This is a genomic window from Psychrobacillus sp. FSL H8-0483, from assembly GCF_038637725.1.
GTDB lineage: Bacteria > Bacillota > Bacilli > Bacillales_A > Planococcaceae > Psychrobacillus.
Genome location: NZ_CP152052.1, coordinates 719,735 through 734,642, shown reverse-complemented (window position 1 = coordinate 734,642; position 14,908 = coordinate 719,735). Strand labels below are relative to the sequence as shown.

Here is a 14,908-nt window from a genome sequence, read left to right as displayed (position 1 = left end):
TTCTTCCATACTTCAATAGAAAAAAGCCTGTCAACAAGAAAATTTTAGAAAATTTTCTTTACTTTGATTTTAGTGTTTCCAGTAAAAACTTAGGTAAAACCATTTGTCGTTGTATGCGTGACGGCTCTTTTGCTAGTCTATAGAACCATTCTAGTCCTGTTTTTTGGAAAAATTCTGGTGCGCGTTTAATGTTTCCTGCAAGCACGTCGAAAGACCCTCCTACTCCTTGGTAGAGAGAAGGATGAAGTTGATCTCTGTTTGCTTCGATCCACTCTTCTTGTCTTGGGCTACCCATTGCGACGAACAGGATGTCTGGTTTTGCTTCGTTGATTTTGTTTTTGACGATTTCATTGTCTTTTTCATAGCCATCTTGCGTACCAGCGACAATTAGTGATGGGTATGTGAATTGAAGTGCTTCCGCTGCCTGTTCAGCAACACCCGGTTTTGCTCCGTATAGGAAAATTGATTTACGTGTTCTCGCAGCTTCTCTAACGATGCGGTCCATCATATCAATACCCGTTACGCGTGATTTGATGTTCCCTTTATTTAGCTTGGAAGCTAGAATTACTCCTATGCCGTCCGGAATTTGGAATTCCGCACGGTTTAGAAGGTCTTTTAAAGATTGGTCTTCTTTTGCTTTCATGAGCTTTTCTGGATTTATTGCCACAACAAGTGATTTTTCGTTGTTGTCTATTCTTTGGAATAGTTTTTTGATCAGCTCATCGTAATTTTCGGTGTTTACTTTAACGCCAAGTATGATTTCTTTCATCGGTTTGATTGCTCCTATTAGTTAAGGTTTTTGTTTTTAGAGTCACCTAGAGTGTTAAAAACAAATCCTGCTTGCTCCCATACATCGCGTTGCAGACAGTTTTTCGTATCGAATACGATTGGTGTTGCTACGTTATCTAGGATGCTTGTTGGTTGTAGCTCTTTAAATTCGTTATGATCTGTTAGTACCAGGATAACGTCTGCTGCTGATGTTGCTTCTTGAAGTGATTGCGTTTGTGTCGGATGCGTATTTGTTTTAATATGCGGATCGTATGACACTACTTCTAGTCCTAATTTTTGTAGTTCTTCGATAACGTCGGTTGATGGACTTTCACGCATATCATCGACATTCCCTTTGAAAGCTAGTCCAAGAACAGCAATTTTTCCTGATGTTTTTTTAGCTTCTTGTAGAATTTGGCTTGTTTTTTGTGCTGTGTAAGCAGGCATGCCATCGTTTGTTTTACGTGCAAGCTCGATGATTTTCGCTTCTGGGCTTAATTCCACTAGGAACCAAGGATCTACTGCGATACAATGCCCCCCCACTCCAGGACCTGGAAAGTGAATGTTCACTCGTGGGTGGAAGTTTGCGAATTTGATAGCTTCCCAAACGTTTACGTCCATTGTTTCTGCTATTTTTGCAAGTTCGTTTGCAAATGCTATATTGACGTCACGGTAAGTGTTTTCCATTACTTTCACAAGCTCAGCTGTCGTTGCATCCGTAATATGAATTTGTCCTTTTACGAAAGTTTCATATAGTTCTTTTGTTAGTAGTGAAGACTTCTCGTTGATACCACCAACGATACGGTCGTTTTTAATCAATTCCTCAAATATTTTACCAGGGATAACGCGCTCTGGTGAATGGGATACAAATAGTTCTAATCCTAGTTCAAGGTTTGCTTTAATTAGCTCAGGCAGCATCACGTTTTCCACTGTTTTTGGTGGAACTGTCGATTCTAATACGACTAAGTTTCCTTTTTTCAGGTAAGGAACAACAGATGCTGTTGCTGCGCGAACATATTCTAAGTTAGCTGTTTTGTCTGGATTTATTGGCGATGGAACTGCGATGATAAATACATCTGCTTCCACCGGTTTCGTTGATGCTGTTAAGTAGCCTTCATCTATCGCTTTATCTAGACGCTCCTGAAGACCATTTTCTTCTATATGAAGTTGCTTGTTTTGAATCATTTCAACTGCTTTTTCGTTTACGTCTACGCCATGTACGCGGACACCGTGGTTAGCGAATGTTACTGCGGTTGGAAGTCCGATGTAGCCTAGGCCTACCACACATATTTTTTTTTGCATTTTGGGTACTTCCTTTCTTTATTTACCTTGCAATATTATAGCATATTTTGTTGGATTGGGCGATTATTGAGGAGATTGGGGTTTTTGGTGCAGGATTTTTTTGGGGGAATACTTAGTTAGATATAGATAAAAACCATTGACCTGTGTAAAAGGTCAATGGTTTTTATTGTTGTGGTTGCTGGTGTATTATTTTTTTGTGTTTTCTACTGATGCTTGTTTACCGTTTTTGTATGTTACTGTGAATTTTACTTTTGTTGGTACTCCAGTAAATTTACCTTCTACTGCCCAAATACCGTCTGTTGCATAATCAAATGCAGGGTCAAATGGCATTGAAAGTTGCGTAGCTGTTGGGAATTCTTTTGCTAACTTGTCTGTTAGTGTTCCTTTTCCTAGTACAGTTCCCGCTTCGTCAAACCATTCTGCAGTTAGGGTAGCAACATCGCTTAGTGTTTTATTTTCAGTTAGACCTGCTCCAGCTGAATACATTGTTCCACTAACGAATCCGAAGTCTTGCGCTACGATACCGCCTGATACGGTTCTTGTGTTTTCAATAGAAGCTTCTTTACCGTTTTTGTATTTCACTGTGAATTTCACTTTTGCTGGTTCACCAGTAAATTTGCCTTCTGCAGTCCAATAGCCGTCAGTTGCATAGTCAAATGCAGGATCGAATGGCATTGAAAGTTGTGTAGCTGTTGGGAATTCTTTTGCTAATTTGTCTGTTAGCGTCCCTTTTCCTAATACGTTTCCTGCTAGGTCATACCATTCTGCTGTTAGTGATTCTACATCACTAAGTGTTTTATTATCAGTTAGGCCAGCTCCAGCTGAGTACATTGTTCCACTAACTAATCCGAAGTCTTGTGCTTCGATATCGCCTGTAGCGATTCTAGTGTTTTCTACAGAAGTTGTTTCGCCAGTTTTGTATGTTACTGTGAACTTCACTTTTGTTGGTTCGCCAGTGAAGTTACCTTCTACTGTCCAATAACCGTCTGTAATGTAGTTAAATTTTGCATCGAAAGGCATAGAAAGTTGAGTAGCTGTTGGATATTCTTTTGCTAATTTATCTGTTAGCTTTCCTTTTCCTACTACGTTTCCTGCATGGTCATACCACTCTGCAGTAAACGACTGAACGTCACTAAGTGTTTTTCCTTCTGTTAATGCCGCGCCAGCTGTGTAGCTTGTTTCAGTAAGGTTTCCAAAGTCTTCTGCTACGATCCCGCCAATTTTGTTTTCACTTCTAAAAATGAATGAAGCCATTTGTCCACGTGTTACTAATTTTTTTGGTTCGAAAGTAGTTGCTGTTGCTCCTGTTGTAATTTCATTTGAATACAACGTTTGGATATAATTTGCAGACCATTGTTTATCGTTTACATCTGTGAAAGGAAGATCTGCTGCCAGCTTCACTTCATCAAATCCAAAGCCTAACACGATCATTTGAGACATTTGAGCTCTTGTTAACGTTTCTTTTGGTTTAAATGTTTTATCTTCAAATCCTTTGATTACTCCCTCTTTTACAAGAGCTGCAATATAAACGTAATACGGATTTTCCTCGTTCACATCTTTAAATTCTGGATCTGTTACATTTTTAACATCTAAATCAAGCGCTAATGCCATAATTTTAGCAGCATGTTCACGGCTAATGACTTGGTTCGGCTTGAATGTTCCATCTTCATATCCTTTAATGATTCCTCTTGAAGCTAAACTTGTAACAGCTTCATAGAAATGATGGCTCGGAATGTTTTTCACATCCGAAAATGTAGGCGCTAGTACTTGTACTTCTTCTGCTTGTGTTAGAGATGGTGCAGCAGAAACAAGTGCTCCTGTAGCTAGTGCTGTTGCCAAGGCAACATTCAATAATTTTTGATATTTACTCATTATATAACCCCCGTTATAATTGGCTTTTTTAGCCTTTTGTCTTCCAATTAATATTATCATGGGGTTCCGTTTTCTAGTTCGGCCAATTTGAGGGTGCTTTACCAATTAGTAAAATCTTGTTTTTTTCTGATATTTATTAGGGATTTATCACTATTTAAGTTATATTTATACATCTTGATTATTTGGTTTACAAAACCCTTCGTACCGCGGTTTTGCATGAATTATTAGTTATGCTGTTACCTCTGAATTTTTTTTCGCACTCCTAATATTCTGAGTTTTGTTTTCATCATCTATTTTCGGTATATAATGGTAAGTTTTTTTCGGTTTATGTTTGTTGGCTATTAATTAATTATTACTCCATTAGTTGGTACGATTTCTATTACTCCGTTTGACGCTTCCACTCCCCCTCGTGTGTGCGCTTGTACTATTTAGCATCGTGATTAGATTTTGAAGTAGATGTTATTACAGTTTTGCTACTGGTGCCAGGCACCAGTAGCAAAACTGTAATAATGATGTGAGAATAGACAAAGAGAATATAGACAAAATAAAAACCACTAGATAATTCTAGTGGTTTAGGACTTTGGATAGGAAGTCTTGCGCGCGCTGTGTGTCTGGGTTTGTGAAGAATTTGGATGGTGCGGCGCGCTCGACGATTTTGCCATCTGCCATGAAGACGATTTCGTCGCAGATTTCTTTGGCGAAGCCCATTTCGTGTGTTACTACAACCATAGTCATACCGTCTTTTGCTAGTTTGCGAATCGCATCAAGCACTTCTGTTACCATTTCTGGGTCAAGTGCGGATGTTGGCTCGTCAAATAGCATGACAGTTGGATCCATTGCTAATGCGCGTGCGATCGCTACACGTTGTTGTTGTCCACCAGAAAGTCTGCTTGGGTACGAGTCGAATTTGTCAGCTAATCCAAGAGACGTTAATAGTTCTTTCCCTCTTTTTTCAGCTGCTTCTTTCGAAAGTCCTTTTACTTTCATCGGTGAAATGGTTACGTTTTCCAATGCCGTTAAAAACGGAAATAGGTTGAAGTTTTGGAATACGAAGCCGATGTTCAATCGAGCAACGTTAATATCCGTTTTTTTGTCGTGGATGGAGATTCCGTCTACGACTATTTCACCATTGTCCACTGGTTCAAGTGCGTTGATTGTTCGGATGAGGGTGGATTTTCCTGCTCCACTTGGTCCGATTAGTGCAACTACATTCGATTTTGGTACTTCGAGCGAAACGTCGGTTAGGACGTGGTGGTCGCCGAAGCTTTTATTGACATTTTTGATAGAAATCATTTGGGTACACCCTCCTTAACGTTATGCTTCGCTTTTCAGTAATCGTTTTTCGAAGTATCGAATGATTAGCGATAAGCTGAAGGTCATGATGAAATAGATTAGTGCAACGAAAGTCCATACTTCAATCGAGCGGAACGATGTTGCTACTAGGTTTTTTGCGTTTAGTGTTAAGTCGGTTGCTGCGATAATAGATACAAGGGATGAATCTTTTATTAACATAATAAATTGTGATGCAAGCGGCGGTAATACTCGTCTAAATGCTTGCGGCAAAATAATATGTGTCATTGCTTTTGTATGAGACATACCAAGTGATCGCGCTGCTTCCATCTGTCCTTTAGGTACCGCTTGAATCCCCGTACGAACGATTTCAGCGATAAATGCACCGGCAAATATCGCGAGTCCCACAATGGAGCCCCAATACGAGCCTAATCTAAATACCTGTCCTAGCACGTAGAATATCCACATTAATAGAACGAGTAGTGGTACCCCGCGAATTATTTCTACGTACGTAGATGATATAAATAGAATGACTTTGTTTTTGGAAATACGGCCAAGGCCAAAGATGATGCCGATTGGAATCGCCAAAAGGATCGCGATTGCTGAGATTTCCAGCGTTTTGAGTGCACCATCGATGAACACATCCATATTTTGTGGAATGACACTCCAGTTGTATTGATACATTGTTGATCCTCCTCTAAGCTGCCAGAGTGTTTTACTCTTCTACTACTTCCGATAACCAATCAGAAGTTTCAAACCATTTTTCGCGAGACGCAAGCTCTGTTGGGCTTCCTAAGTAGCTGTCCAGGAATGAGTTCACCCATTGAATTGTTTCGAAGTCGTTTTTCTTTAAAGCAATCCCAAGATTTTCCGTAGAAATTAATCCTTCTAATTGTTTAATAGAGTCACCATTTCTCAACTTCCAAACTGCGATAGCAGGTTCATCGTATACTACTGCATCTGCTTCCCCTTGAGCCATAGCTGCTGCTGCTGATGGGAATTCTTCGAAGTCTAAGATTTGCGCGTTTTTAAATACATCTTTTGCAAGTAATGCGCCTGTTGTTCCGATTCCTACAGCGATTTTATTGCCTTTTACATCAAGTTCTTGCCATGTTTTTGTCGTTGTATCTGATCCTGGAACCATGACAGCTTGACCTGTTTGGAAATATGGGTTTGCGAAACTTACTGCTAATGCACGGTCACCACGAATAGTCATACCAGCGAATACCATATCGACTTCGCCTGTATTTAACGCAGGAATTAGGCCGTCAAATGTGAATTGCTTAAATTCTACTTTAATATCTTTTCCAAGTGCTGCTCCAAGTGCGTTTGCTGTGTCTACATCATACCCAACGAAATCGCCATTTGGGTCTTTCATATCAAATGGGAAATATCCTGGAGACATCCCGATAACTAGTTTTTTCTCTTTTAATACTTTTTGAATAGTTGAGTTTTCCGTGGATACTCCCCCACCCGAATCATTACTACAACCTGCAATGACTAAAAATGAAATCATAAGTACTGCTGCTAACCATTTTTTCATGTACATTTACCCCCATTTAACTATTATTCAGTTCCCCATTCTGAAATTACTGAATTATTAGTAGTATAAGTTATTGATATTCATGTGTCTACATAAAAAATTAATTAGCTTAATATTTTAATTATTTACACTGCTTGTAAAAAGGTGTAAAATATAGGAAAAATCCTATTACATTAGCATTTTATGTGTAACTCCTTGCAATTATTCTCATTATTTACAATTTTAATTATTCTGTTTTATGCATATTTATTCAAAAAGGGGTGCTAAATTGGAATTTCCAAAAGAGGAAGTCGGCAAGCGAATAAGGTATTTACGTAGGCTACAAGGCTTGACATCAGAAGAACTGGCAAGGCTTGCGGGGGTGAGCCAAAGTATGATTTCTCAAATTGAGAGAGGACAAGTGTCCCCTTCTTTAGAGACACTTTGGAAATTAAGTCATAGTTTAAAAGTTCCCGTGTTTTCATTTTTTGAGACTGAAGTATCCAATGCAGTTACTATTTCTCGAGCTGGCGAAACTAATTCGATCAAGCGTGTGCGACCAAATGTAAGCTACCAGTTGTTGTCACCGAGTACCGGGAAGCAGATGAGCTTCTTTAAGATGATCGTCTCTCCTGGGGAAGATTTGGACGCGCCGCTTATGTATCACGCTGGCGAAGAGTGCGGCCTTATGCTAGCTGGGAGTTTGAGCGTGGAAGTCGAGGGAGAAATTCATACGATTTATGAAGGGGATAGTATTTACTTTGATAGCACGCTGCCGCATCGGTTTATGAATGTAAGCGACGAGGATGCCGTGGCAGTTTGGGCGATGACGCACAGTTTTTAGTGGATTATTTGGGCTTTTCGCTTAGGCGGAGGGCTTTTTTTGTTGGGTTCAGCGGGTTGTGTTGGTGGTTTGTCGCTTTGGGCGGGTGGTTTGTCGTGTTCGGGGTGTTGTTTGTCGTGTTCGATGTGTAGTTGGTCGTGTTCGATGTGTTGTTTGTCGTGTTCGAGGTGTTGTTTGTCGTGTTCACGGTGTGGTCTGTCTCGTTCAGCCAATTACTGGGAACATTTCGGCATGGAAATTGCTCTTTGCGGATGCAAAGAGCTTCCTTTTGGTTGGATGTGGCTTTTCGCTGGGGCGAAAAGCTTCGACTTGTGGGTTTGTCGCTTTGGGCTGGTGGTTTGTCGTGTTCGGGATGTTGTTTGTCGCGTTCGATGTGTAGTTGGTCGTGTTGACGGTGTGGTCTGTCTCGTTCAGCCATTTACTGGGAACATTTTGGCTTGGAAATTGCTCTTTGCGAATGCAAAGAGCTTCCTTTTGGTTGGATGTGGCTTTTCGCAGAGGCGAAAAGCTTCGATTTGTGGGTTTGTCGCTTTGGGATGGTGGTTTGTCGTGTTCGGGGTGTTGTTTGTCGCGTTCGATGTGTAGTTGGTCGTGTTGACGGTGTGGTCTGTCTCGTTCACCCATTTTACTGGGTACATTTTGCCTTGGAAATTGCTCTTTGCGGATGCAAAGAGCTTCCTTTTGGTTCGATGTATAGTTGGTCTCATTGATGGTAATATTTGTCTTATCGAGACATTTACTAGGAACATTTTGACATAAAAAAAGCTCATTGCCTTGGCAAAGAGCTTTTATTCATTTTAGTAGGTTCATTGTGTATTCTGTTTTTCTGGATTTACCAGTTACTATTAGGTTAGCGTTTTTTAGTATTCGGGTGGCATCGTGTTTGTCTTGCAGATGAAAGAATCTGCGGCATTCTTGGTTGTTAATGGTTTCTTTGTATATTAGAAAGTAGTCTTTTATTGTTTGCTCGTGTGCTAGTTTGCTAAAGTTTCTACATTTAGGACAGGTCCAGTTTCTGATCACTTTTTTCATTCCGATAAATGTACATGTTGGACATTCTACTCCTGTGATGATATCTAATGGGTTTATGGAGTAATGCTTACTTAACGGGAAAGAGTTATATTCTTTATTATTATTTAAGATCCAGTTTTTTAATTTTTCGAGTTGATCCTCTGATAGGAGTGGCTTTGTTGTTTTTATTCCCCTTATGAACTTACGCACTTCATTGGTTAATAGAAAAACGGTCTCTGTTGGAGCCGACTTTACATAGGACCTTGCGAAGGCGAATGTAACGGCGCCATAAATGGGCAGGTTAATTTTGTGACGTTTAAAGATTTGGGATAGTTGGTAGATGTATTCTTCGAGTTGGGGGATGGGGCTTTTATAAGTGTTTTTTTCTCCGTTAGGTTTTGTTCTTACGAGTATGCTGGGATTAGTGAGAATTTCTATTTCCCCTGAGATGTTTTTTACTTCTAGTATTACCGCAAAATAGGGTGAAATTAACAGGATGTCCATTTGAAAACTGTTTTCAGAGTATAGACTGAGGTTGTGAAAAATAAAAAATTCGTGGGGTAATTTTAAATTTTCTAGTTCTTTCATGACTACTTCTTCGCCAAGATCACCAGCGATTTTTTGCATCAGCTCGTCACGGATGTATGCGTAGTTGGGATGCGATTTGCGCAGGCGTTTAGATAGTGCTGTAAGTGCATCTGCATGGAGTGATTTTGCAAATGATTTAGCTATCAATAATGATCACCTCGTAAGTAGATTATCATAACCCTATGATTGAATCTATATAAAAAACTATATTTAAAGGAATTTTTTGGATAAAAATGGCCCTTTGATTGGCTCAAAGGGATTTTTATTTGCTATGCTAGCCAGCCGTGTAATGCGCCGAGTAAAGTGAAAATTATAAGGTGATCGCAAATCGCGATAAGTGTTGACTTTTTGGAAATTAGTCCAAATAATGCATTTTTTACGTAGACCATTTTAATAATTATTCCAATGACGAAACCGAATAGAGCACCTTGAAGTAGGGTATCTGCTCCTGCTAAATTTATTAGAATGGCTACTAGGAAGGAACTGATGAATGCGATGATAACTGAGTAAATATATTTCAACGGTCCATTTGTTTGGTTCTCTTTTTTATTTGATAATAAAATTGAATAATAGATCGTGCCATAGATCATGTACAGAAATCCACCAATAATGATGGCTACGTAATTTATGTTATTCCAGTCAATTGACATGAAAATCCTCCTTATTTATGAATCTTTTAATGCTTCCGTGCGGACTACTTCTACAAAGTCCTCTACTACTCGATCATTTTTCTTGCTTGAACCTAGTTTGATAAATGTCTTGCCCATTAGGTTTAGTCCTTCATTTTGTCCAGCATAAATAAATTTTGTCGATTGGTTATCTAGTTTGACGAGGGTAAATGATGTTTGAATTTTAAAAGCTTTTGCTAATGTAAATTCAATTTTTTTGTGCTTCATTTGATCGGTATTTTCGTATTCGGTATCCGTCACGATGTACTTTTCGGTTCTTTTGCCCTCTTGATAGGTTTGCTCATAGGTTGATCCGACAACCCCTTCTTTTAGTTCGAGTGGTTTGTGTTCTACGATGTTCGGCATGATTCTTTGGATTTGATCTAGTTCAAAGAGATTCCAAATTGTTTCGATTGGTGCTTCGATGATGATTTCTTTGTTCCAGGTTAGCATGCGTTTACCCCATTTCCTAAGTGATTGGACTTTCCTATTGAATGCTTTAATATAAGGAAAATAATAGTGTATTTTCCCTAAAGTGTACCATATTTATGCATGGGTGGGGGAAGGGTTTTTAGTGAGGCGACGAGAAACATTTTAGGGGCTTTTGGATGAGCCACTGGAGCTCTCGTATAGCCATATATTTGTAGCATGAATAAAGGACCTGCTGAGTTAGCAGGTCCTTGGGTGTGAATAAAGGACCTGCTGAGTTAGCAGGTCCTTGGGTGTGAATAGCGGTTCTCTGAGCGCTTTAATTCAAGTATGTTTCTTCTATAGTAATATGGTTGATAAAATGTCGATGGCTTGGTCGATTTCTTCGGCTGTGACGGTTAGTGGTGGCAGGAGTCGGATGACGTTTGGTCCTGCTGCAACTAGTAAGAGACCTGCTTGTTCGGCTTGCACTATATAGGGTGCGACTTCCACTGGGCAGACGATGCCGAGTAGTAGTCCCGAGCCAACAATTGGATATGCTGGTAGTTCTGTTTTTAATTTGTCTATAAAGTAATTTGATTTTTCTTGGACTGCTTCCAAAAATTCGGTAGCAAACACATGGCCTAATACGGTTTGTGCGACAGCAACTGCTAGTGGATTCCCTCCGAATGTTGTGCCGTGGGAACCTGGGCCAAATGTGTCGCGCAGTGCGCTAGTGCCGAGCATTGCTCCGATAGGGAAACCGCCACCGAGTCCCTTCGCTAACGTCATTATGTCAGGTTGGAGGACGGTTTGCTCGTAAGCGTAGCGAGTTCCTGTACGGCCTATGCCTGTTTGTACTTCGTCGACGATAAGCAGAATTCCTTTTGACCGGCAAATGTCTTCGATTGCTTGTGCAAATGCTGGCGTTACTTGGTTGACACCGCCTTCTCCTTGGATGACCTCGAGCATGATTGCGCCAACTTCTTCATCGATCGCTGCTTCTAGTTGCTCCACGTCATTAAATGAAACCGTTCGAAACGTTTCAAGCAATGGTCCGAAGCCTTTTCGAACTTTCTCTTGACCTGTTGCGGACATCGCACCAAATGTCCTTCCATGAAAGGACTGCTCGAATGTGATGATGACATGCTTGCCTGTGTGTTTGCGCGCGAGCTTGATCGCCGCTTCATTTGCTTCTGCTCCACTGTTACAGAAAAAAGCGTGCGCAAAATGAGTATCTTTCACAAGTGATTCAGCAAGCTGCTCCTGGCCTGGACTTTCGAATAAATTCGATGTATGCCATAGCTTCTCACTTTGCTGGTTAATTGTTTCTACGATTGCAGAATGAGTATGCCCGAGACTAAGTACAGCTATACCACTCGTGAAATCCAGATATTCTTTCTCATTACTATCGGTTACGATCGTCCCTTTTCCTTTTATGAGCTGGATAGGGCGACGCGTGTAATTTGGAAATAAAGCACTCATGCGAAAACCTCCTGATGCAGTATGGTTGTGCCTTTTAGCTGTTCATCGACAATTTGAACGGAAGGAATTCCTGCTGCCAGGCAATCTAGTGCGGCCGTCACTTTAGGGATCATGCCACCGTAGATGTCACCCGATGAGATCCAGTAGGTAATGTCTGAAGAGGTTGCAACCTGTTGCACTTGCCCTTCAATTTTTATTCCTGGTGTATCGGTTACGAGTTTCAGACTTTCTGCTTTGATTGCCAGTGCGATTTTACTCGCTACGGTATCGGCATTGATGTTGAGTGGTGTTCCGTCGTTTGTACAGCTGATGCTCGAAATGACTGGTGTGATGCCGTTTGCGAGCAGCGTTTCGAGTAGTGCGCTGTTTACTTGTTTTATTTCGCCGACGAAGCCGTATAATGCTTGATCTAAAATCGTACATGCTAGTAAATTGCCGTCGTAGCCGCTTAATCCGATTGCTGCAATACCGTTTTTATTGAGCTGGTGCACGAGTGCAGGATTGACCTGGCCGACAAGTGTCGACTGGACGATGCTGATTGCTTCTGCGGAAGTGACGCGGAAGCCGTTAATCGTTGTAGAGGTGACGCCATTTTTTTCGAGTGCCTTATTGATGGCAGGGCCTCCCCCGTGGACGATGATCAGTTCATTACCAGCAGCTTGCAGTTCCTTGAAATTGGCGAAAAAGTTTTCATTCAGCCCCTCCAGCATGCTTCCACCTAGCTTGATGACGATGCGTTTAGGAGCGGTATGTTGCATTGATTTGGACGTAGTCATATGTCAAATCGCACCCCCATGCAGTTCCTTGGCCGTTGCCTTGGTTTAATTCGATGACGAATTTCACTTCTGCTTGTTTTAAATAAAGATGGAGTTGCTCATCTGAAAAGTAGACTGGCTCTCCGTTTTCTACGACTGGTGTTGTGCCGATTAGAATTTTGATGTCATTTGGATCGAGCGTTGCCCCGCTATAGCCGACAGCCGCAATAATTCTTCCCCAGTTTGCGTCGCTTCCGAAGACGGCAGTTTTGACAAGTGGTGAGCCGACAACGGTTTTAGCAATCATACGCGCTTCCGCATCTGTAATTGCTCCTTGCACTTCGACTTCAATAAGTTTCGTTGCGCCCTCTCCGTCCTTCGCAATCATTTTGGCTAGATCCTGTGACACAACATGTAAGGTTTCTACGAAGGCATCCCAGTCTGGGTGAGCTGGCGTGAGTGTTTTATTTTCCGCTAAGCCATTTGCCATAACAATGACCATATCGTTTGTGGATGTGTCACCGTCTACTGTGATAGCGTTGAACGTTACGTCCGTGATCGATTTGAGCGCAGCTTGGAGATGGTCGGATTCAATGTTCGCGTCGGTTGTAATAAACGCGAGCATCGTCGCCATATTTGGTTCGATCATGCCAGAGCCCTTTGCAGTTCCAGCGATCATGATTTCTTTGCCGTCGATAATTGTTTTGTAAGCCGTATCTTTCGTCACCGTATCTGTCGTCATTATTGCTTGGGAGAATTGGATTGCTCCTTCCAGCTCGTCGATTGGGTGGAGTTTTTGGATTCCTGATAGGACCGGCTCCATTTTCATCGCTTCGCCAATTACTCCCGTGGATGCCACACCGACTAGAGCTGGTGAGATGCCAAGGTGTTGTGCTGTTTTTTCTTGCATCGTATAGGCGTCTATTATGCCTTGCTTGCCTGTGCACGAATTGGCGATGCCAGAATTGATGATGATTGCCTGCATTTTTTTTGTTGTGTAGACGACCTCCTTTGTGACAACAAGGGGAGCCCCCTGGATAGCATTTGTGGAGAAAACGCCTGCGACACTTGCGGGCACTTCACTTATAAGTAATGCTAGATCTTTTTTCTTGTGCTTTACGCCGCAATGGATGCCGGTCGCTTTGAAACCTTTTGGCGAAGCGATGTTCTTATAGGCGATTCGCTTCATCGTAGTAGTTGCGGTTGTCAAATTGGTTTCCTCCTTGTTTTAAATGAATAGTGGGACGTGCGTCAGACCAGTCGTTTGATCTAGGTTGAACTGGACGTTCATGTTTTGGATTGCCTGCCCGGCAGCACCTTTTACTAGATTGTCAATAACGGATACAATAGTCGCGCGGTTTGTTCGCGGATCAACTTTGACATGGACATCACAGAAATTGGAACCGTAGACCTGGTTTGTTCCGAATTTATTTGTTTCTTTAATGATTCGAACGAACGGGTGATTTGCGTAAGCTTCCTGTAGTACATTAGTGAGCTGTTTTTCAGTTACGCCTTCGATGACGGGGGCATAGCTAGTTGCTAGGATGCCTCTCGTCATCGGTACGAGATGTGTCGTGAATGTTATTGGTGATGTTTGATTCGCAAAGGTTTGAATTGCTTGCTCGATTTCCGGTATATGTTGATGTTGATGTAGTTTGTAAATGGCTATGTTTTCATTCGTCTCGCTGTAATGTGTCATTTGGTTTGGCTTGTTTCCTGCACCTGAAATGCCACTTTTTGCATCGATTACGAGTTGTGTTGCGTCGATCAGGTTTTCTTTGATGAGTGGTAACAACGAAAGCAGAACCGCCGTTGGATAGCATCCTGGGTTTGCGATTAAGGGTGCTTGCGCGATTGCGTTTTCATTCCATTCTGTGAGACCGTATACAGATTTTTCGATTGCTTCCGCTGGAGCCGGCATTTTTTTGTACCACTGCTCGTATTCAACTGCATCTTTTAAACGAAAGTCACCAGATAAATCAATAAGTTTTGGACCTTTTCCAATTAGAGGTGGTAGAAGTTCAGTAGAAACCCCTGAGGGCGTACTAGTGAAAAGCACATCGTAATCTGTCAGTCTATCATGCTCGATTTTAAGAAGAGGCTCATCATGGATATGCAAAAGATGTGTATATTTATTCGAAAAGACACTCCCTTCATCAGAAGATGTAAACAGGTCAAGCCTTTCGATTTCAGGATGATTATGTAGTAGTCTTATTAATTCAAGACCGCCATATCCTGTTGCTCCTATAATACCAGCTTTCATATCTATCACCTCTTCACTAAGATAGAATCTAGTATAATACTGCATAAATATAAAGTCAAATGTATTTTTATATATTTTTTAGATTTCTTATATATATGTATTGCAGGTTTGTTACGGGTGCCAGGCACCAGT

14 protein-coding genes are annotated in these 14,908 nt (G+C 41.2%); 1 reads left to right on the top strand and 13 read right to left on the bottom strand.

Annotated features, from left to right (window positions below; translation table 11 throughout):
- Nucleotides 1-58: 58 nt before the first annotated feature.
- The 6 genes from MHB48_RS03545 to MHB48_RS03520 form a co-directional block, all read right to left on the bottom strand.
- Nucleotides 59-769, bottom strand: a complete 711-nt coding sequence (locus MHB48_RS03545; RefSeq protein ID WP_342600182.1) for a WecB/TagA/CpsF family glycosyltransferase — start codon at nt 767-769, stop codon at nt 59-61.
- Nucleotides 770-786: 17 nt separating this feature from the next.
- The gene (locus MHB48_RS03540) at nt 787-2,070 is read right to left on the bottom strand and encodes a nucleotide sugar dehydrogenase (protein WP_342600181.1); all 1,284 of its coding nucleotides are present in this window, start codon (nt 2,068-2,070) and stop codon (nt 787-789) included.
- Nucleotides 2,071-2,256: 186 nt separating this feature from the next.
- The gene (locus MHB48_RS03535) at nt 2,257-3,942 is read right to left on the bottom strand and encodes an S-layer homology domain-containing protein (protein ID WP_342600180.1); all 1,686 of its coding nucleotides are present in this window, start codon (nt 3,940-3,942) and stop codon (nt 2,257-2,259) included.
- Between the two features lie 564 nt (nt 3,943-4,506).
- The gene (locus MHB48_RS03530; RefSeq protein ID WP_342600179.1) at nt 4,507-5,235 is read right to left on the bottom strand and encodes an amino acid ABC transporter ATP-binding protein; all 729 of its coding nucleotides are present in this window, start codon (nt 5,233-5,235) and stop codon (nt 4,507-4,509) included.
- A 21-nt stretch (nt 5,236-5,256) separates the two neighbouring features.
- Nucleotides 5,257-5,916 carry an amino acid ABC transporter permease gene (locus MHB48_RS03525; protein ID WP_340917943.1) on the bottom strand — a complete coding sequence of 220 codons (660 nt, stop codon included), beginning with the start codon at nt 5,914-5,916 and terminating at the stop codon, nt 5,257-5,259.
- 31 nt (nt 5,917-5,947) lie between these two features.
- Nucleotides 5,948-6,775: a transporter substrate-binding domain-containing protein gene (locus MHB48_RS03520; RefSeq protein ID WP_342600178.1), complete on the bottom strand. Its 828-nt coding sequence runs from the start codon at nt 6,773-6,775 to the stop codon at nt 5,948-5,950.
- 268 nt (nt 6,776-7,043) lie between these two features.
- On the opposite strand from MHB48_RS03520, the gene MHB48_RS03515 reads away from it, so the two are divergent.
- Nucleotides 7,044-7,598 carry a helix-turn-helix domain-containing protein gene (locus MHB48_RS03515; RefSeq protein WP_342600177.1) on the top strand — a complete coding sequence of 185 codons (555 nt, stop codon included), beginning with the start codon at nt 7,044-7,046 and terminating at the stop codon, nt 7,596-7,598.
- A gap of 792 nt (nt 7,599-8,390) precedes the next feature.
- On the opposite strand, the gene MHB48_RS03510 is transcribed toward MHB48_RS03515, so the two are convergent.
- The 7 genes from MHB48_RS03510 to argC all read right to left on the bottom strand — a co-directional run bounded on the left by MHB48_RS03510 (nt 8,391) and on the right by argC (nt 14,776).
- The gene (locus MHB48_RS03510; RefSeq protein ID WP_342600176.1) at nt 8,391-9,344 is read right to left on the bottom strand and encodes a nuclease-related domain-containing protein; all 954 of its coding nucleotides are present in this window, start codon (nt 9,342-9,344) and stop codon (nt 8,391-8,393) included.
- A 122-nt stretch (nt 9,345-9,466) separates the two neighbouring features.
- Complete coding sequence (locus MHB48_RS03505; RefSeq protein WP_342600175.1) at nt 9,467-9,847, bottom strand: DUF1761 domain-containing protein; 381 nt, start codon at nt 9,845-9,847, stop codon at nt 9,467-9,469.
- Between the two features lie 15 nt (nt 9,848-9,862).
- Nucleotides 9,863-10,318 carry an SRPBCC family protein gene (locus MHB48_RS03500; protein ID WP_342600174.1) on the bottom strand — a complete coding sequence of 152 codons (456 nt, stop codon included), beginning with the start codon at nt 10,316-10,318 and terminating at the stop codon, nt 9,863-9,865.
- Between the two features lie 315 nt (nt 10,319-10,633).
- Nucleotides 10,634-11,758, bottom strand: a complete 1,125-nt coding sequence (locus MHB48_RS03495) for an acetylornithine transaminase (RefSeq protein WP_342600173.1) — start codon at nt 11,756-11,758, stop codon at nt 10,634-10,636.
- On the bottom strand, nt 11,755-12,534 hold the full coding sequence (gene argB / locus MHB48_RS03490) for an acetylglutamate kinase (RefSeq protein ID WP_342600172.1): 780 nt from the start codon (nt 12,532-12,534) through the stop codon (nt 11,755-11,757). The genes MHB48_RS03495 and argB overlap by 4 nt, the downstream gene beginning before the upstream one ends.
- The gene (argJ, locus tag MHB48_RS03485; protein ID WP_342601289.1) at nt 12,497-13,702 is read right to left on the bottom strand and encodes a bifunctional ornithine acetyltransferase/N-acetylglutamate synthase; all 1,206 of its coding nucleotides are present in this window, start codon (nt 13,700-13,702) and stop codon (nt 12,497-12,499) included. Before argJ ends, argB begins: the two co-directional genes overlap by 38 nt.
- A 39-nt stretch (nt 13,703-13,741) precedes the next feature.
- Nucleotides 13,742-14,776, bottom strand: a complete 1,035-nt coding sequence (gene argC / locus MHB48_RS03480; RefSeq protein ID WP_342600171.1) for an N-acetyl-gamma-glutamyl-phosphate reductase — start codon at nt 14,774-14,776, stop codon at nt 13,742-13,744.
- Nucleotides 14,777-14,908 lie beyond the last annotated feature (132 nt).